At 47.9% G+C, this 17,712-nt stretch carries 16 protein-coding genes; 5 read left to right on the top strand and 11 right to left on the bottom strand.

Annotated elements, in window-relative coordinates:
* Nucleotides 1–93 precede the first annotated feature (93 nt).
* The 7 genes from NC980_RS09065 to NC980_RS09035 all read right to left on the bottom strand — a co-directional run bounded on the left by NC980_RS09065 (nt 94) and on the right by NC980_RS09035 (nt 10,226).
* On the bottom strand, nt 94–1,398 hold the full coding sequence (locus NC980_RS09065; protein WP_190375528.1) for a CO2 hydration protein: 1,305 nt from the start codon (nt 1,396–1,398) through the stop codon (nt 94–96).
* A 32-nt stretch (nt 1,399–1,430) separates the two neighbouring features.
* Nucleotides 1,431–2,948 carry an NADH-quinone oxidoreductase subunit M gene (locus NC980_RS09060; protein ID WP_190375527.1) on the bottom strand — a complete coding sequence of 506 codons (1,518 nt, stop codon included), beginning with the start codon at nt 2,946–2,948 and terminating at the stop codon, nt 1,431–1,433.
* 48 nt (nt 2,949–2,996) lie between these two features.
* Entirely contained in the window at nt 2,997–4,895 is a 1,899-nt protein-coding gene (locus tag NC980_RS09055) for an NAD(P)H-quinone oxidoreductase subunit F (RefSeq protein WP_190375526.1), read from the bottom strand.
* Between the two features lie 363 nt (nt 4,896–5,258).
* Nucleotides 5,259–5,711, bottom strand: a complete 453-nt coding sequence (locus NC980_RS09050; protein ID WP_190375525.1) for a hypothetical protein — start codon at nt 5,709–5,711, stop codon at nt 5,259–5,261.
* Complete coding sequence (locus tag NC980_RS09045) at nt 5,708–6,847, bottom strand: CO2 hydration protein (protein WP_190375524.1); 1,140 nt, start codon at nt 6,845–6,847, stop codon at nt 5,708–5,710. Before NC980_RS09045 ends, NC980_RS09050 begins: the two co-directional genes overlap by 4 nt.
* Before the next feature lie 2 nt (nt 6,848–6,849).
* Nucleotides 6,850–8,370: an NADH-quinone oxidoreductase subunit M gene (locus NC980_RS09040; protein WP_190375523.1), complete on the bottom strand. Its 1,521-nt coding sequence runs from the start codon at nt 8,368–8,370 to the stop codon at nt 6,850–6,852.
* 20 nt (nt 8,371–8,390) lie between these two features.
* Complete coding sequence (locus NC980_RS09035) at nt 8,391–10,226, bottom strand: NAD(P)H-quinone oxidoreductase subunit F (protein ID WP_190375522.1); 1,836 nt, start codon at nt 10,224–10,226, stop codon at nt 8,391–8,393.
* Nucleotides 10,227–10,713: 487 nt separating this feature from the next.
* Between NC980_RS09035 and NC980_RS09030 the strand changes: the two genes are divergently transcribed.
* The 5 genes from NC980_RS09030 to NC980_RS09010 all read left to right on the top strand — a co-directional run bounded on the left by NC980_RS09030 (nt 10,714) and on the right by NC980_RS09010 (nt 14,570).
* Complete coding sequence (locus NC980_RS09030; RefSeq protein ID WP_190375521.1) at nt 10,714–11,022, top strand: carbon dioxide-concentrating mechanism protein CcmK; 309 nt, start codon at nt 10,714–10,716, stop codon at nt 11,020–11,022.
* A gap of 59 nt (nt 11,023–11,081) precedes the next feature.
* Complete coding sequence (locus NC980_RS09025; protein ID WP_017290237.1) at nt 11,082–11,423, top strand: carbon dioxide-concentrating mechanism protein CcmK; 342 nt, start codon at nt 11,082–11,084, stop codon at nt 11,421–11,423.
* A gap of 6 nt (nt 11,424–11,429) precedes the next feature.
* Nucleotides 11,430–11,729 (top strand): EutN/CcmL family microcompartment protein, encoded by a 300-nt coding sequence (locus NC980_RS09020; protein ID WP_190375520.1) that lies wholly within the window; start codon nt 11,430–11,432, stop codon nt 11,727–11,729.
* Nucleotides 11,730–11,810: 81 nt separating this feature from the next.
* A complete protein-coding gene (locus NC980_RS09015) occupies nt 11,811–13,844 on the top strand; it encodes a ribulose bisphosphate carboxylase small subunit (protein WP_190375519.1) in 2,034 nt (677 codons plus the stop codon).
* Nucleotides 13,845–13,853: 9 nt separating this feature from the next.
* Complete coding sequence (locus NC980_RS09010) at nt 13,854–14,570, top strand: hypothetical protein (protein WP_190375518.1); 717 nt, start codon at nt 13,854–13,856, stop codon at nt 14,568–14,570.
* 6 nt (nt 14,571–14,576) lie between these two features.
* On the opposite strand, the gene NC980_RS09005 is transcribed toward NC980_RS09010, so the two are convergent.
* The 4 genes from NC980_RS09005 to NC980_RS08990 form a co-directional block, all read right to left on the bottom strand.
* Entirely contained in the window at nt 14,577–14,801 is a 225-nt protein-coding gene (locus NC980_RS09005) for a hypothetical protein (RefSeq protein WP_190375517.1), read from the bottom strand.
* Between the two features lie 313 nt (nt 14,802–15,114).
* Nucleotides 15,115–15,939, bottom strand: coding sequence for a hypothetical protein (locus NC980_RS09000; RefSeq protein ID WP_348253917.1), 825 nt, complete (start codon nt 15,937–15,939; stop codon nt 15,115–15,117).
* A 261-nt stretch (nt 15,940–16,200) separates the two neighbouring features.
* On the bottom strand, nt 16,201–16,662 hold the full coding sequence (locus NC980_RS08995) for a TspO/MBR family protein (RefSeq protein WP_190375515.1): 462 nt from the start codon (nt 16,660–16,662) through the stop codon (nt 16,201–16,203).
* A gap of 105 nt (nt 16,663–16,767) precedes the next feature.
* Nucleotides 16,768–17,691: a glycosyltransferase gene (locus tag NC980_RS08990; RefSeq protein ID WP_190375514.1), complete on the bottom strand. Its 924-nt coding sequence runs from the start codon at nt 17,689–17,691 to the stop codon at nt 16,768–16,770.
* Nucleotides 17,692–17,712: the final 21 nt, after the last annotated feature.

The following is a 17,712-nucleotide window of genomic DNA, read 5'->3' as shown; positions in this document are numbered from 1 at the left end:
GAGAACGATCGTGGAACCGCGATCGTTTTTCTTGTGTGCCTGCTGAATTTGCGGTTCGCTTGGAAATATCAGAACGAACCGCAAAGTCTTGAATTACCGGTAGTCTTGGCTCTGAATCTCACGAATTCGCGACTCAGGGCGTAAGAAACGATCGAGCTGCGATTCAAAGAAGCGTCGATTTGCCATCAGGTGATTTGGATTGGTGTCATCGAGCGGATACAGCAATGCAGCTCGCAACGCTTGAATTACCGCAGAGGTGACGCAATACATCGATCGCTGGAAACTGACGGCGAGCTGCACCAGCATATCGTCTTCACCTCGACAATGCTGCTTGTAATATTCCACCAAGTAAGGTGGCAAGAAATGCAGCATATCTTGAGCCAAGAATGTCGGCGGAATTCCAGCGGTTCCAACCGGAAATTTATCTGCGTACAGAACACCATAATGGAAGTCTTTCTGATCAAATGGAACTTGTCCTGCTTGGGCATTATAAGACTTCGTACCTCGGAACGGAGATGTTCTGTAGAACACAGCTTCCACGTAAGGTAAAGCTGCTTCGTATAGCCAAGTAAACCCTTTCGATTTGGGAATGATTTCGTAGCATTCACCATCAATGTAAACGTGGTGATAGATTGGGCGACCTGCGATCGCGAAGATTCCATTTACCAAGAAGTCCATCGCTTGTGGAACCGACGCGATTTTGCCTTCATCGTACAAGTCCGACATCTCGAAGAACACCGGAGCCATGACTTCCCAGAACAATCCGAGATTCGCATAATAGGAAGCTTGACGGCACTGCTCTAAGAACATATCGGGGAACAGTTTGTACAAGCCTGCCATTACCGGATTCTTACGGAAGTATGCCTTGATTGCTCGATCGGCGTTTGCCTTGTACTCATCGCTGTCGAGGTACGGATCGAACTGATTCACCGGAACATACATGCCTCGGTGCCACAGCATTGCCCGCATACACTCTTCCGCAAACTCCATATTGATACGATCGTGCCAGAGGTGATGCAAGGCGCGGGGTAACTTCTTGTTCAGTTCGCCTTTTTCCATAAACTCAATCAGTTCTGGATGCGCTTCTGCGGTACCGCGCCAAATTCGCAAATCTGCATCGTCGCCTGCATAGTGGTTGTGACGCTTCATGTACTCATCCGAGATGAAATACTTAAAGACGGGTAGCGGATTGAGGAACACTTGCTCACCAATGTAGAGCAAATCGCGCCAGTAGAAGTCCATTGGCACTGCATACGCTTTGTACAGCCCAATAATCTGCATCAGGTTTTCAGGCGTGTCGGGAAGCATTGCGCCGCCTGCTTCGAGGCGATGAATCACTTCCGCAAACGGGTGCTGTGAGGGAGGAAGCTTGGTTTTAGTGGGAGCGGGCATATTCATAGCGAATTCTCTCCTGATTCAGTGGCGCGAACTTAAGAACGATCGACAGAATTAAATGCAACCTGCTCAACTTGAGGGACTGCGGCTGTAACGAGTGCTTTCGTTGTCTGCTCACTCCAGCGCACTAGCCAAGTCGGCTGGATACCGAGCCAGAAAATCAACGCCGTCAGAACGAGTGCTGGAACGTACTCAGTAAATTTAACCCTGGGATAGTAGGCGGTGCGATTGTCAAGCTTTCCGAAACAAGTCCGATTCAGCAGGATGACGAAATAAACCGCAGTTAACCCCGTTCCAAGGATTGCCACTAAGGTCTGCACCGGGAAAGTTGAGAAGCTACCCTGGAATACGAGAAACTCAGCTACAAATCCAGCAAGTCCCGGAATTCCAGCACTCGCCATTGCAGCCAGAATGAGCAAGGCGCTGGTGAGGGGTAATCCTCGAATGGGATTGAGTAACCCGTTGAGAATGTCGCGATCGCGGGTTCCCGTCTTCGATTCGACCAAGCCCACGAGATAGAACAGCAGCGCCAGAATCAAACCATGTGCAATCATTTGCGATACTGCACCGACCATTGCCAGCGGGGTTAGCGCCGCCGCTCCGAGCAATACATAGCCCATATGAGCGATCGAGCTAAATGCTACCATCCGCTTAATGTCATGCTGTGCCAGCGCCGACAATGCACCGTAGAGAATTGAAACGGCTGCAATGATGGAAAGTCCAGGTGAAATCAGCTTCCACGTTTCTGGGAACATTCCTAGCGCGAATCGAACTAACCCATAGGTTCCAAGCTTCGCTAAGATTCCACCGAGCAAGATAGCAACCGGAGTCGAAGCTTCAACATAAGCATCAGGCAGCCAAGTGTGCAGTGGAACCAGCGGAGTTTTGATCCCAAATCCAATCAGTAAAAGGGTCAACAAAATTAACTGAGCTTTTTGAGGCAGAACCGCTGTGTTGATGTCGCTGTAGTCAAAGCTTGCAGAATGACCTAACCAAGTGATGCCTAGAAATGCTGCTAAAATCAAAATGCCTGAAATCGCCGTGTAAATCAGGAACTTCATCGCAGCATATTCGCGCTTCTGTCCGCCCCAAATGAGAATCAGCAGATAGAACGGAACGAGTTCGACTTCATAGAATAAGAAAAACAACAGCAAGTTTTGCGCCAGAAACGCACCCGCTACCCCTGAATGCACAATCAAGAGGAGTGAGTAGAACAGTTGCGGACGCTGTAAAGCTTCTCCGGGTTTTAGTCCAACTTCGCTGTTGGAAGCTACCACGAGCGTAATCAAACTGCCCAACGCCACGAGCGGCAGAGACAATCCATCGATCGCCAAACTGTAGCTAATTCCCAAAGTTGGAATCCAGGTGTGGTACTCCTGCATTTGCATCCCTGGCTGGCTCAAATCGAAGTTGAGCATCAGCACGATCGTCCAAACTAGAACGGCACCGGAAACCGCGATCGCACCCAATTTTGCTTGTTTTGCAGACAGTTTAGGAATTAACCCAATGACTAACGCACCAATCAGCGGTAGCCAAATCAACGGACTCAGCATAGAACACTTTCCTTTAGCTTGAGAATCTAGAGAGAATTGAAATGGCGCTTAACGCTGAACACTCATGACAATTTCGGTGGTGTTCTGTGGGAAAAGCGAGACTGTGACATGCGAGAGGAATGGCAGACTCAGCAATACACTGATCAAGGCAATTCCGAACACGATCGTCAGCATATAGAACTGCGATTGACCGGAGGTGCTGTATCGCAGGTTCCGACCGCTAAACAGGGTGAGAACACCAAAGAGATTCAGTCCTCCGTCCACGAGGTATTTATCAAACCAGGATGTGATTTGAGAAACGAGCGCAACGACGAAAACAATGCTGCTGCGATACAGATTCGGAGTGTAGAAGTCATAGGCCAGCAGGTCTTGCAGTCCTTTCCAGGGAAGAACCACGGGTTTTGCAATGTTGTTGTTGGTATAGACGATCGCGCTTAAAGCAATGCCTGTAATCGTTGACCAGATCAGCAAAAGTGCAACGTCGGTATTAATGTCTGCCCAACTTGGTAGAAGATCCAAAGCTTCAAGAATGAGCGGCAGATGCAGCGTAAAGCCCATCATTACAATCATCGGCAGCGCCATCCAGTAGTGAACTTCTGGGGATCGTTGAGCCATTTGCTTTGCTTCACCCATAAAGAGTAAACAGAAGACTCGTGTGATTCCAAATGCTGCAAACGCATTCACCAGCAAAATAATTCCAACAATCCAGGGCTGAGTCTCCCAAACACCTTGTGCAATTTTTAGCGCCGCCCAAAATCCACCGAACGGAGGGAGCGCGACTAATCCAGCCAAACCAATCAAGAAACTAAAGCCTGAAACCGGACGGCGCGACCATAAGCCTCCGAGTTGAGTGACATCTTGGGTGATGCTGTTCCAGACGACTGCGCCACCGCCCATGATGATCAATGCAGATGCCAGCGAATGAGTCAATACGAGCAGCAGAGCTGCTTCGGGTTGCTGAGTTCCGATCGCGATAAACACCAAGCCCATGTAAGCGGTGACTAAATAGGATTGTGTCCGCTTAAGGTCAATTTGAGCGATCGCAATCAATGAGCCACCGATCGCGCTAACCGCACCGATAAAAACCGTGGTCGCTAGAACCGTTGGAGACAGTGCTAAAACAGGTTCAAGCTTGTACATCACCCAAGCACCAGTTGCAACTACGACGGAGTTCCGCAAAATTGAAGCCGGAACCGGACCTTCCATTGCTTCATCTAGCCATAAGTGCAGAGGAAATTGAGCGCATTTACCCATTGGACCTGCAATCAATGCCAAGCCCACGAGGGTGATCACCTTCGGATCAACTTGAGCCGTTTGTGCCCATTCTGCCAGTTCATTAAAGTTCCAGGTTCCTGCGATCGGCAAAAGCGCAACCACCCCCATTAGCAAGAACAAGTCCCCGATCCGCTTGGTCAGAAAGGCATCTCTCGCACCTGTCACTACAAGGGACTGATTGAACCAGATGCCGACAAGCAGATACGTGGCAAGCGTTAGGATTTCCAGAATAAAGTAGCTAAAGAAGAGGGAATTACATAGAACGAGGGCGGTCATTCCCGCTTCAAACAAGCCGAGCAGCGAGAAGAATCGTGCCCAACCCCAATCCATTTCCATGTAGCCGAAAGCGTAAGTCTGCGCCAGAAGGTTAATTCCAGCAACGAGAACGATCGCACCCACGCTAAGGGTGGAAATCTCGATCGGGATCGTCAGATTCAGTCCCGCAACATCCAGCCAGGGAATCAAAATCTCCTGGGGAGGCTGTCCCCAAATTGCAGGCAGCGCGAACGCAGCGTGCAAGAATGTCGCCATAGACATGAACGCATTGAGGTATCCGGATGGGCGTGGTCCAGTCCGTCGAGTAATACCCGGAAACCAAAGCGCAGAAAGGATAGCGCCAAGAAGAGCGTAGCAAGGGATTAACCAAATGCTTTGAAGCAATGGGTGAGCCATCGAAATTCACCTCTAGATAGCAAGCTGAATCGAAATCAAATGAATGAGAGAATGTCTGCCAGAGACAAGCAGTGCCCAACTCACCGCAACAGCGCTCTGGGACTTATTTTACAAATTCTTAAACACTCTGTAGTAACTATAATGTTTATCACACTTAAGCATTGAAAGGAACACAGGGGACCATTTGGGTGAGGCGCTGAAATCCAGTTCTCGCAAGGCTTATAATCTACTACCTATGATTGGAATTGTCTGAATCAATTATTATCAATATTTAATTTAACTATTGAAAAACTTTATGGTGATAGCAGAAATTATTCATCGACTAATCGATTAATATTACGATCAGATTTCATTGCCAAAAGTCTATCTCTCAAGAATCCGCACTTGCCGAGGATCGACGCTGAGCGTAACGCGATCGCCATATTTCAGATCGAAAATGAGCGGAGCGATCACTTCTACAATCGACGGATTCTGAAAATGCCCAATTTTTGTCTCTGGATGCGGATAGTAAATCAGGCTGTCGAAGCTTTTGTTCTGATGGATAATTTGGCAGGGCGTGAAAGAAAAATCTTCCGGATCAAATCCTTCCGCCCATTGCACATTTCTAAATGTATGTAGAGGCGATATTAGTTCAAATTCGTTCGGGCTGATATTGACATTGAGAGTACCCGGAAAAAATGGTGTGAGATCGAGTCCCAACTGCTTGAAAAATGGAGTTTGCATCTCGATCGTGCCTTTAGGATAGGGGCTGCTGTCGGTTCTTCCGGATGCAACCCCGTATCCCGCTTGAATGATGCCGCTAATTTGTTGACTCATAAAACGTGGCAAGCTTGAAAACTAATCAGGCGTGACTCTATCAGTTTATCCATCCAGCCTTCTAAGTATTTGCGATTTTCCTCCTGTTCTTTTGGATCTTGAGTGTCGATCGCATAAGGAGCCAATCCCAAAATCGCGGCGGTTGTCACACAAAACATCGATCTTTGGAAGCTGAGACAGATTTTGACGCGTATATCCGATTCACCTCTGGGCAATTGTCGATAAAAATCGAGCAGATATTCGGGTAGATAATGCGTCATGTCTTGCATCAGCAAAGTCGGCGGAATTCCACCTCCACCAATCGGCAACGGATCAGCATACAGCGCACCATAAGAGAAGCGTTCTTGCTCTAGCGGAATTTGTCGCGCTTGAGCATTGTAGGAAACCGTTCCCATAAACGGAAAAGATTTGAAGAACACAGCTTCGACATAAGGCACTGCTGTATCCATCAAAAACTGTAAGCCTGCTGACTCTGGAATGATCTCGTAAGTGCGACCGCCAATCTTCACTGCATAAGTAATCGGCAACGCTGCGTTGTTCACCAATCCCGCTTTCACATGATCAACAACATGTTGAATCGTTTCGATTTCACCGTTGTCATAGCGATCGGATAGTTTGAGAAACATATCGCTCATCACTGTCCAAAATTGCCCAAGTGCACTGTAATAACAGGACAATCGCACTTGTTCGAGCAGAAAGTTTGGGAAGATTTGCGACAGACCTCGGATAAAGAAATTGCTTTTGATCTTTGCTTGAATTGCCTGTTGTGCAAGTTCGACAAACTCCGGACTATCGACATAGCGATCCAATCCGCCGCCACCATGCCACAGCATTGCTCTCATACAGTATTCAGAGAACTCGTAGTTAATGCGATCGTGCCACCAATGCTTTAAAAGCTTCTTCGTTGAGATGTCTCCGTCGAAGTACTTGAAAAATGGAAACAACACTAAAAACTGATTCTCAGCAATAAATTCGAGATTGCGAGAGTAAGCACCTAAAACAACGCCATAGCTTTTAAGAACGCCAACGACTTCAATCAAGTTCGTGGGCGATTCCGGCAAAAGTGCGCCGCCTGACTCGATGCGCTCAATGATATCGGCTAACGGATGCGAGGATTTTGAACGTGCGACAACCATAGTTACTCCAACGGTAAGACCGAAACGGGATGAGATTGAGTTGGGGCGGAATGAACTGCGATCGTTGGATATTCGCTCAACATTGCAGTCGTTGTCGTCTCAGTCCAATGCACCAGCCAACTGGGTTGCAAACCTAGCAGCACAATCAAAGCTGCTACCGCAAGAGAAGGAATTCGTTCCGACCAAGACACCGGTGGCAGATTTGCAAACTGATCCGGCAGCCGCCCAAAGAAGGTGCGATTCACCAACAGCAAAAAGTAAACCGCCGTCAAACCTGTGCCAATCATACTGAGCAGTGTTTGCACTGGGAATGCGATGAAACTTCCCCGGAATATCAGAAACTCCGAAATAAACCCAACCATTCCTGGAATTCCAGCACTCGCCATCACACCCAAAATCATCAAACTACCAACGATCGGTAAGCCTCGCTCTGGAGTTAACAATCCCTTTAAAACGGTAATGTCACGGGTTCCTGTTTTGGTATAGACTACGCCGACTAGGGCAAATAGCAGCGCGGAGATCAAACCGTGGCTCACCATCTGGAACACACAGCCCAACAGACTCAGCGGTGTTGCGGCTGCGGCAGCGAGAAGGATAAATCCCATGTGCCCGACTGAACTGTAAGCCACCATCTTTTTCATATCGGTTTGAGCGATCGCAGTAAATGCACCAAACAACACACTCACGACTGCCCAAATCGCCAGATACGGGGCCAATACCGCCCAAGCTTGCGGAAATAACTGCAATCCAAACCGCAGCAATCCATAAGTTCCAAGCTTCAACAGTATCCCTGCAAGCAGCACTGAGATTGGCGTAGAAGCTTCAACGTGAGCATCGGGCAACCAAGTATGTAGCGGAAACAGCGGGATCTTGATCCCGAATCCGATTAGAATCGCGCCCAGCAATATCACTTGTGATGTTAATGGCAGTGCTTCGGTTAATGCTGGATTGTATTCAAACGAGGTTGCGCCGCTTAACCAAGTTAAACCTAGAAATGCAATTAGAATTAATATTCCTGAAACCGCCGTGTAGATCAGAAACTTCGTCGAAGCATAACCCCGCTTTGCTCCTCCCCAAATTCCAATGAGTAGATAAAGCGGAATGAGTTCTAACTCATAGAACAAGAAGAACAACAATAAGTTATGAGCGAGAAATGCTCCAGCAACGGCAGCATTAATGACTAAAATCAACGAGTAATAAAGCCGAGGACGTTGAACGGCTGGAGGCGTGGAAAACAGCGCAATCAGGGTCAAAAAGCAATTCAGGACAATCAGCGGCAGCGATAAACCGTCTAACCCTAGTCGGTAAGTCAGTCCCAGCGGTTCCAGCCAGGGCAGATCTTCTTGAAACTGAAGTCCGATATTAATCACATCAAACTGAGCCGCAACCCAGAGCGACACAGCTAAGGCAATGCTAACGGTTATGATCGCTGTTCTTCTCACAGATTGATCGGAAATCGAACTCGGCAACAGTCCAATCGCGATCGCACCCAAAATCGGTATCCAAATCAACGCACTCAACATAAGTCATTCTTTAGAAAGAGTTACCACATCGACCAAGTTAGAAGCGCACCTAACAAGCCAACCACAAGCGAAATAGTCAGCATATAAGCTTGTGATCGTCCCGAAGCACTATATTTCAAAGTCTCGCCGCTAAAAATTGAAGCCAATCCGACGAAGTTGACCACTCCATCGACTACGTAACGATCGCACCAGGCGCTAAATTGAGCGATCGCGTTCACAACCAGAACCACACTGACGCGATATAAACGATCTATGTAAAAGTCATACGCCAGCAAATCTTGAAGAAATCGGAGCGGGGCTTGAACGGGACGAATCCAAGCATAATTCAACGTGATTGCAAATCCCAACGCTGTACCCGCGATTCCAGACAGGATCAACAGTCCTGCTGCTGACCAATTCATAATCTCCCAATGAGGCAATAGGTTCAAAGTATTGAGGACGATCGGAATCATCAAGGTTAAAACACTTAGTGACACCATGGGCACAGCCATCAGCCAGGGAACTTCTGGAGCGCGTCGAGTTTTTGGCTGCGCCTTACCCATGAACACTAATCGGTAAACTCTCGTCAGGTTTAAAGCGGTCAGTGTATTCACCGCCAGCACGACCACGACTAGCCAAGGCTTGTCATACCAAAAATCATCAATTCCGCGCTGCAATGCCCAGAACCCACCCAGCGGAAACAGCCCCACTAATCCGGCTGAACCTGTTAGAAACGCAGTGGTTGTCGCAGGCATTTTTGACCACAAGCCGCCCATTTCGGTGATGTCTTGAGAACTTGTGGTCATGATGATTGATCCGGTACTCATGAACAGAAGCGCTTTTGCGATTGCATGAGCAAACAATAGAATGAAGGCGAAATCCGTCCAGCCAATGCCGACCGCAATAAAGACTAATCCGAGATAAGCACTGGTGGAATGAGACAATGCCCGCTTCATGTCAATTTGAGCGAGAGAAACCAGAGAAGCTCCGATCGCAGTCATCGTTCCTAAAGTCACCAGAGCAGTGGAAGCGACAGGCGACAACGTAACGATCGGCTGAAGCCTGATCAACACGTAAGCGCCACATCCAACGACAACTGAGTTCCGTAAAATCGATGCAGGGTTCGGACCCTCCATTGCTTCATCTAGCCAGAGATGTAGCGGAAACTGGGCACACTTCCCAATTGGGCCTGAAATCAACGCTAGTCCCAGTAACGCCGACATCACAGGCGACAGTTCCGCCTTTTCTGCCCAATCATAAAGTCCCGGAAAATCTAAGCTTCCAGAAAGCGCGGACAGTGCCACAACACCCATCAACAGCAACACATCTCCAACCCGCTTGGTCAGAAACGCATCTCGCGCCGCAGTCACAACAAGTGGTTGAGCATACCAAAACCCCACCAACAGATAAGTTGAGAGTGTCAGCATTTCTAGAAGTGCATAGGTCAGAAAGAGCGAATCACTCACTGCCAATCCGCTCATTGCACCTTCAAAAAATCCCATCAATCCAAAAAATCGCGCCAGCGCCCAGTCTTTCTCCATGTATCCCAGCGCAAACACCTGAGCAAACAGACTCAAGCCCGTCACCAGTTCCATTGCACCAACACTGATTGGAGAAAGCTCTAACGAAAACGTCAAATCTAAATCTGCTGCCTGCAGCCAGTGAAAGGCGAAATGCTGCGGTTCCTGTCCCCAGACCGCGCCAAACAGTGCGATTCCATGCACAAACGCTAGCACAGTCGTTAATACATTAAGATAAGCCGCAGGACGAGGACCTGTCTTCCGAATCAGTCCCACAGACCAAGGCAGCGTCAAAAATGCACCTAGAAGTCCGTAGCAAGGAATCCACCAGCTTGTTTCGATTAGGGACTGCTGCATACTCTTCGCCTAGAAATTTGCTAAAAATGCTCCCCGAACCAAATTCGCTTGAACTTGGGGGAGCTTTACATAATTTTCCGGATTCAAAACCGAAAATAATCGCTCTAAAGTCTTAGGATTCAGCTTAGCGCTTCAACCCTTTAAAAGTAAAATGTGAACGATAGACAAATTCAATCATTGAGATTAGCTTGGATTTATATAGACTTTTAATGATTTATTAACGATTCGATTTTTCGGATTGAAATCAATCTATGGTTACATGTTGACTCAGGTTATTCCAGCGACTTCAATCAGAGACATTAGCTCCGCTTATGTCATGAATTTGCAACTATCATAGAACATTATATTGTCAAGTGACAGACTCAACTCTATTCTGAAGAAGTAGCACAGTGGAAAACTCGACAACAGTAAGAATGATGGGCGATCCCCGTCGCTCTTTTGGTTTACGATGTTGAATTAGTTCCACTTCAATCTATGGAGAGACGAAATGCCGATCGCTGTGGGAATGATTGAAACGCGGGGATTTCCGGCTGTGGTTGAAGCCGCAGACGCAATGGTGAAAGCCGCTCGTGTCACCCTGGTTGGCTATGAAAAGATTGGTAGCGGTCGCGTGACTGTTATCGTTCGGGGCGATGTGTCCGAGGTGCAAGCTTCTTTGGCGGCGGGACTGGAATCAGTCAAGCGCGTTAATGGAGGCGAAACTGCATCAAGTCACATTATTGCGCGCCCGCATGAGAACCTAGAATATGTCTTACCGATTCGATACACCGAAGCGGTGGAACAATTCCGAAGTTAAATGTGCGCGATCTTTGAGTTTGAATTGACATCGTTTTTTGATTGGAAGGGAGAATTACAATGGCTATTGCAGTTGGCATGATCGAGACGTTAGGGTTTCCCGCAGTTGTGGAAGCCGCAGACGCAATGGTCAAGGCGGCTCGTGTGACCTTGGTGGGTTACGAGAAAATCGGTAGCGGTCGGGTGACTGTGATTGTGCGGGGCGACGTTTCAGAAGTGCAAGCTTCGGTCGCGGCTGGAATTGAGAATGTGAAGCGCGTCAACGGTGGACAAGTGCTGTCTACTCACATCATTGCGCGTCCGCACGAAAACCTGGAGTACGTGCTGCCGATTCGCTATACCGAGGCAGTTGAACCGTTCCGTGAAAGCGTGAGCGGTATCCGTCCGCTGAACCGTCCATAGTCCCCGATGCAAATTGCAAAAGTTCGGGGAACTGTTGTCAGTACGCAGAAAGAGCCGAGTCTCAGAGGCGTAAAATTCCTCTTAGTGCAGGTTCTCGATGAAGAAGGGCAGCCACTTCCGCTATATGAAGTGGCTGCTGACAACGTGGGCGCAGGGGTCGATGAGTGGGTATTAGTGAGTCGCGGCAGCGCAGCGAGGCAGGTTCCCGGTAGCGAGAACCGCCCAGTCGATGCTGCTGTGATCGCCATTATTGATACGGTGAGCGTGGATAATCGCCCGCTGTACAACAAAGGAACTCAATACTAGGGTTCGATCATTAGGGTCGAACCTTCCATTCTCCTCCCTGCACAGTTAGCTTGCTTGTGCGGTTTTGTTAGGAGAAATGTTATGGCAGTCCGTAGTGATGCGGCTCCGCCTACAGCCTGGTCGCGGAATCTGACCGAGCCGAAGATCGATCAATCGGCTTCTGTGCATTCGTTTTCTAATTTGATTGGCGATGTGCGGATCGGAGCAAACGTAATGATTGCTCCGGGAACCTCAATTCGGGCGGATGAAGGCAGTCCCTTTTTTATTGGATCGCGATCGACGGTTCAAGATGGGGTGATGATTCACGGCTTGAAGCAGGGGCGAGTCGTTGGGGACGACGGCGATTCCTATTCGGTCTGGATTGGAAACAATACCGCGATCACCCACATGGCGATCATTCACGGACCTGCCTATGTGGGTGATGATTGTTTTATTGGTTTTCGATCGACGGTGTTTAACGCCCGAATCGGAAACGGGTGCATTATTATGATGCACGCACTGGTTCAAGATGTGGAAGTGCCGCCTGGGAAGTATGTGCCATCGGGTGCAGTGATTACGACTCAGCAGCAAGCCGATCGATTACCGGAAGTGAGTGAGCGCGATCGTGCTTTTGCTTCCTATATTGTCGGCACTGCATCGAAGACAAGTTCTCAAGCGGCGGTTTCGAGTCGGAGTGCCGCAAAGTCCACGACAGATGTTAAAGCTGGCAGTAGCGCTACAGAAAATGGGTCAATTATGAACGGCGAAGTTATTAACCACGTTCGGCAATTATTAGCGCAAGGCTACCGAATCGGAATGGAACACGCGGATAAGCGACAGTTTCAGACCAGTTCTTGGAAGAGTTGTGCGCCCATTCAAGCAACGAGCGAGTCGGCTGTGTTGGCAGAATTACAATCCTGTCTTGCGGAACACAGCGGTGAGTATGTTCGCTTGATTGGGATTGATACGAAGAATAAAAAGCGGGTGCTGGAAGCGATTATTCAGCGTCCGGGTGATAAGCCTACAAGTTTCTCAGGCGGTTCGAGCTATTCGGCTCCGTCTTATAGTGCAGCAAGCTCGAGCTACAGTTCGGCTTCGAGCTATGGTTCTGCATCGAATGGAAACGGTTACAGTAGCGGCGGACTTGATCCGACTGTGGTAGCTCAGATTCGTCAGATTCTATCGAAAGGGGGTCGGATTGGAACCGAACACGCAGACAAGCGCCAGTTCCAAACCAGTTCCTGGAAAAGCTGCGCCCCGATTCAGACTACAAATGAATCCGCAGTAATGACAGAGTTACAGCGATGTTTAGCAGAACACAGCGGCGAATATGTTCGCTTGATCGGGATTGACACTCAGAACAAGCGACGGATGCTGGAAGCAATTATTCAGCGTCCAGATGGAAAGCCTGTTGCTCAACCGACTTCGCACGTTACCTCTCATCATCAACCTGCTGTTCATCACACGGTTGATGGCGCACTTGCGGGCGATGCAGCAGAGCAAATTCAACAACTGTTAGCGCAAGGCGCAGTGGTGGGTTTGGAGTTTGCAGATGAACGTCGATTTAAGTATGGCTCTTGGAACAGTGCGCCACCGATTCAGGCGGGTTCGGCTCAAAGCGCGATCGCGGCTCTCAATTCGTTTATCAACGAGCATCGCGATCACTACATCCGCTTGGTTGGCGTTGATCCAAAACAGAAAAAGCGAATTGCAGAAAGTGTGATTCATCGCCCCGGAAAAGCTCACGCTTCTAACGGTAACGCCAGTGGTTACAGCAGTTCAGCCGCTTCTGAACCGCCAATGTATAACGAGCCTTCGAGCTACAAATCTCAGCCTCCGCTTTACACACCTTCCAGCAATGGTAACGGTCGTCTAAGTCCGGACACTGTGGAGCAGATTCGTCAGCTTGTGCGTCAGGGCTACAAGATTGGGGTTGAGTTCGCGGATCAGCGACGTTATAAAACCAGTTCTTGGCAGACTGCAACTTCGATTCAAACCAACCGTGATGCTGAGGCAATCTTAGAGGTTGAAGCAGCGATCGCGAACTATTCCGGTCTATATGTGCGCCTAATCGGCATCGATCCGAAAGCAAAGCGGCGTGTAGCTGAAATGGTGATTCAACAACCCGGTAAGTAGTTTACTCTGATGCAATCGCCGCCTCTACAGTTAATGCCCGTGAGTACGACCCACTACTATGTGAGTGGGGATGTCACGGTTCACCCAGGGGCAGCGATCGCACCAGGCGTTTTGCTGCAAGCTAATCCGGGCAGTCGGATTGTAATTCATCAAAGCGTTTGTGTGGGGCTTGGATCAGTGATTCAGGCGCATGAGGGAACGATCGAACTCGGTGAAGGCGTGATCATCGGGGCAGGAGTGTTGCTGATTGGTGAGTTGACCGTGGGCGATCGTGCTTGTGTGGGTGCGGCGACAACGGTGATGAATCGATCGATTGCGAGTTTGTCGATCGTGCCGCCGGGGTCGTTGTTGTGTGAGGAACTGCGATCGGCTGCGGTAGAAGAGTCAACTGAAGAAGTTTACGAGCCTGGTTTCTGTCCACCACCACCTGAGAAAAAGCAACCTGAAGCAGTGAAAGAACCGGAGCTTGGTGAGGATGTTTGGCAGAATAATGGCTCGAAGCCACAGATAGAAGAGATTTCTCAAACAAATGGAGCGAAGCCGCAAACCACCGCTGCTGAAGTGAATGGAGCAAAGCCGACAGTAGAGGCGCAAGAGTCGGATGAAATTGAATCTCCAGCTTCGCAAAATGGGCAGGTGTATGGGCAGGCTTATGTGAATCGGTTGTTGGGTAAGATGTTTCCGAATCAGCGATCATTGAGCAATAACGGTGATTCGCCTCAATAAGTTCTGCTAAACCTTATCATCACGCGATTCTGAACTTCTGCGAAGATGCTCAATAAATTCAGGATAGTTTTCTAAGTCTTCTGGAGACTGCAAAGGTGGCATCTCGATCCAGTGTCCCTCTGCATATAATTTGTCCACGTAAGCATAAAACGCTTCTTGATCCTCTCGATGCCGGAGAACATAAGCGCGTAAATCTTTTTGACTCATTGCTTGGAAATCAGGCTGACTCATCCTAAGTACCTCCATTTGCCATTAGGATAAATTTCTATGCTGTTTTCCTCACCAGCCAGAAAGAAAACGTTGCCTGTGCGATCGTCAATTCGGACAATATGGATAGGCAAGTACAGCTTGCTGAACCAAACGCATAGATTAAAGCACTGTTCTTTCTGGACTGAAGTCGGAATTCTGGACACACTCATATCACACTCATTGGTACAAGTGTAGCATCTTACTTTGAATCAGATTTAATGGAACGATCGGGTGATGGGAGTGGTTGATTGTCTCAACAATCAATACGCACTGAGTTAAAGTGCCCTGTGATTAATTAACGAACTCTAGCCATATCTGTAACGAATGCTTCAAGCTCATCTACAGAGTATTGTTCCAAGCCTTTGGTAGACAAGTGGTATGTGAATGCACTTGAGATACTACTGAAGTGCAGTGATGGATTATACTCGTGCTCCAAAGCTCTTCGCCGTTTTTTGCGATCTGCTTTCGGCAGTTTATCCATCTCACTGCGAAATCTCAGTAATTGATACTTGTACTCTGTTTCTTGGCGAACATAAGTATTTAAATCTTGCCGTAATCGCTCAAGGTATTGGCAAACTCGTTCGTATAGCTCGTCCTGTACATCTCTGTATGAGTATTCTAAGTTCTCAAGCACTGCCCATCGAGTCATAAAGCTTGAACTAGCCATCATTGATTCAACTAATTCCCAGGGGTTTTCGGCTCCAAGCCATCTCATTTCTCCAATTAACCAGGGCAGCATAAGTGGGTCAGTGTCTCGTAACTCTATGAAAGCTCGATTCAACGCCCCAACACTGTTGTAACTACAAGTCTTTCCTAAAGTATAAATTGCGTGCCTGCGAATAAAGTGGCTAGTAGAAAAAAGCAACTGCTCAACAGTTTTAACAATCGAAGACTGCGGATACTTCTCCGCAAATTCTTTGCAGCTAGGATGATCTCTATTGAGCTGAATTAGATCGCGGATGAAAAGACAGGCCAGACTAACAACTTCCTCGTCCTTTGACCGTAGCAATGTGTTGATAATGTCACAGAGTTCAGTCAGGGGTTTTGAGGTAATAACTTCAGCTATGAAATCGTTATCTTGAAGATGATTTAAGTATTGTAGAATTTTTCCTGTTATCATTCTTATTTGCGTTTTCAAGCCGACAAAATTACGTAAGTTAGCTTGATATATTATTCACGTACAGTATTAGAGAAATGACTGCTGAATAATCTGTGTCTGGATTGGCAGTCAGTCTGGTTTTAGTGCGATCGACTCACTCAGTATTCGCTGTTGCACGGCATTGAGGTGGAAGAATTTCGCTCTGAAGGTCGGTGCTTCGCTCAGCGAAGGTGTTCTCGTTCTTCAGTTGATCAAAGGGTGCGATCGCACTTTACTTCTAATTCAGAATGATTCTGGATTGAGTTTTCCCATTTCCCAAGTGGTGTAGGTTCCGATCGGACTCCAAATCAAATAAGGCAGCAGTAGGAGCGCTGCTGTGCCTGAAATTGATAGAACTTGAAACGCTAAAATCAGTCCCAGTACAAAGCCTAATCCACCGACGATCGTGCCATTTCGTAAGCTTCTCGTCCACAAAAGTACCGGAGAATAGGCAACGATCGTGACTTCAATCAGTGCATAGAATGCCATTAATCCCCAGTTTTGGGTCTTTTCCCAGACGATGTAAGCTGACCAAGCGCCGCAGATAAAAACGATCGTCCAAATCAACGGAATCGCTTTCTCAAACGTCAGCCATCTGGGACGCTGCAATCGATTGAACCATTTGATATCTTTGGGGCGAAGAATGCTGCTCCCTAATGCAATCAGGAAAGTGACAACACCAATAACTAACCAAGAGGGAAGCATACGATCAGCGCTCCAAAACATCTGACTTGCATTGTGTCAGAGGTTAATCATTCGGGAATCGATCGCAAGAGTGAATCTAGAAAGAGAGCAAATTAGGCAAAAATATTAGTGCTTGTGCTGAACTTCGGCATAAGCCGCATAAACACCTTTGACGTTGTACCAATTTAAGAAAATGCGGGCGACTTGTTCTGCAAGTTGAGGTTTGCCTTGTTTGATTAGCGATCGCATCACAGGCGCAAGTGTTCTCTCATTCAACAATCCACCTAGCGACAACACACCCCATAAGACTCGATGAATCCAAGTCATTTGGATCATCATTCGCACATCCCAGGTTGGATGTTTCTGATAAAACACCACGCCCATTCGACCCCGTTGTAATTCAACATCAATTAAGCGGGGAATTTGATCTAAAGAGAACGCAGGATGCCAATGATATCCCACAGCTTGGGGGCATTTGATGAGCTTTAATCCTAAGTTCTTCAGCCGTACACCGAGTTCTAAATCTTCCCAACCGTATTGTTTAAACCCTGTATCAAAAAGTCCCGCTTCGATTAGCCAATGACGTGCGATCGCAACATTCCCGGTTGCAAAATAAGCCGCAGAAAAGTCAGTTAACTTATACGGCTCAGAGGTTGGATCATCAAAATTTGCTGTGTTAATCACACGCCCATAAGTGAAGACTCGATCACTCCCTAATTCCTTCTGTGCTTGAACTAAGGCTTCAACGTGCGATCGCAAAAACACATCCGTCACCACTAAATCACTATCAATAAAAACGATCGTGTCACCTTTTGCTTGTTCGACTCCGTAATTTCGTGCTGCTGCCGCACCCTGATGATTCCGACAAAACAAGCGAACATGAGAAAAATCAGCCGTATTCGAGCGCAACCATTCCACTGTGCCATCGGTTGAGCCATCATCGACGACAACCACTTCATACTCCGAAAACTGCTGACGTTCGAGCGCTCGGAGGCACTTTTCTAAAATCGGTTTACGGTTGTAGGTCGGAATCACAACACTCAAAAACACAGCATTCTCCTCAAAGGCACG

The organism is Leptolyngbya sp. AS-A5 (genome assembly GCF_039962495.1).
GTDB lineage: Bacteria > Cyanobacteriota > Cyanobacteriia > Leptolyngbyales > Leptolyngbyaceae > Leptolyngbya.
This window is presented reverse-complemented; position numbering and strand designations above follow the sequence as displayed.

What these genes read in the sequence shown, in the direction of transcription:
- NC980_RS09065 (WP_190375528.1), bottom strand. Translation starts at nt 1,398, where the DNA reads ATGAATATGCCCGCTCCCACTAAAACCAAGCTTCCTCCCTCACAGCAC.
- NC980_RS09060 (WP_190375527.1), bottom strand. Translation starts at nt 2,948, where the DNA reads ATGCTGAGTCCGTTGATTTGGCTACCGCTGATTGGTGCGTTAGTCATT.
- NC980_RS09055 (WP_190375526.1), bottom strand. Translation starts at nt 4,895, where the DNA reads ATGGCTCACCCATTGCTTCAAAGCATTTGGTTAATCCCTTGCTACGCT.
- NC980_RS09050 (WP_190375525.1), bottom strand. Translation starts at nt 5,711, where the DNA reads ATGAGTCAACAAATTAGCGGCATCATTCAAGCGGGATACGGGGTTGCA.
- NC980_RS09045 (WP_190375524.1), bottom strand. Translation starts at nt 6,847, where the DNA reads ATGGTTGTCGCACGTTCAAAATCCTCGCATCCGTTAGCCGATATCATT.
- NC980_RS09040 (WP_190375523.1), bottom strand. Translation starts at nt 8,370, where the DNA reads ATGTTGAGTGCGTTGATTTGGATACCGATTTTGGGTGCGATCGCGATT.
- NC980_RS09035 (WP_190375522.1), bottom strand. Translation starts at nt 10,226, where the DNA reads ATGCAGCAGTCCCTAATCGAAACAAGCTGGTGGATTCCTTGCTACGGA.
- NC980_RS09030 (WP_190375521.1), top strand. Translation starts at nt 10,714, where the DNA reads ATGCCGATCGCTGTGGGAATGATTGAAACGCGGGGATTTCCGGCTGTG.
- NC980_RS09025 (WP_017290237.1), top strand. Translation starts at nt 11,082, where the DNA reads ATGGCTATTGCAGTTGGCATGATCGAGACGTTAGGGTTTCCCGCAGTT.
- NC980_RS09020 (WP_190375520.1), top strand. Translation starts at nt 11,430, where the DNA reads ATGCAAATTGCAAAAGTTCGGGGAACTGTTGTCAGTACGCAGAAAGAG.
- NC980_RS09015 (WP_190375519.1), top strand. Translation starts at nt 11,811, where the DNA reads ATGGCAGTCCGTAGTGATGCGGCTCCGCCTACAGCCTGGTCGCGGAAT.
- NC980_RS09010 (WP_190375518.1), top strand. Translation starts at nt 13,854, where the DNA reads ATGCAATCGCCGCCTCTACAGTTAATGCCCGTGAGTACGACCCACTAC.
- NC980_RS09005 (WP_190375517.1), bottom strand. Translation starts at nt 14,801, where the DNA reads ATGAGTCAGCCTGATTTCCAAGCAATGAGTCAAAAAGATTTACGCGCT.
- NC980_RS09000 (WP_348253917.1), bottom strand. Translation starts at nt 15,939, where the DNA reads ATGATAACAGGAAAAATTCTACAATACTTAAATCATCTTCAAGATAAC.
- NC980_RS08995 (WP_190375515.1), bottom strand. Translation starts at nt 16,662, where the DNA reads ATGCTTCCCTCTTGGTTAGTTATTGGTGTTGTCACTTTCCTGATTGCA.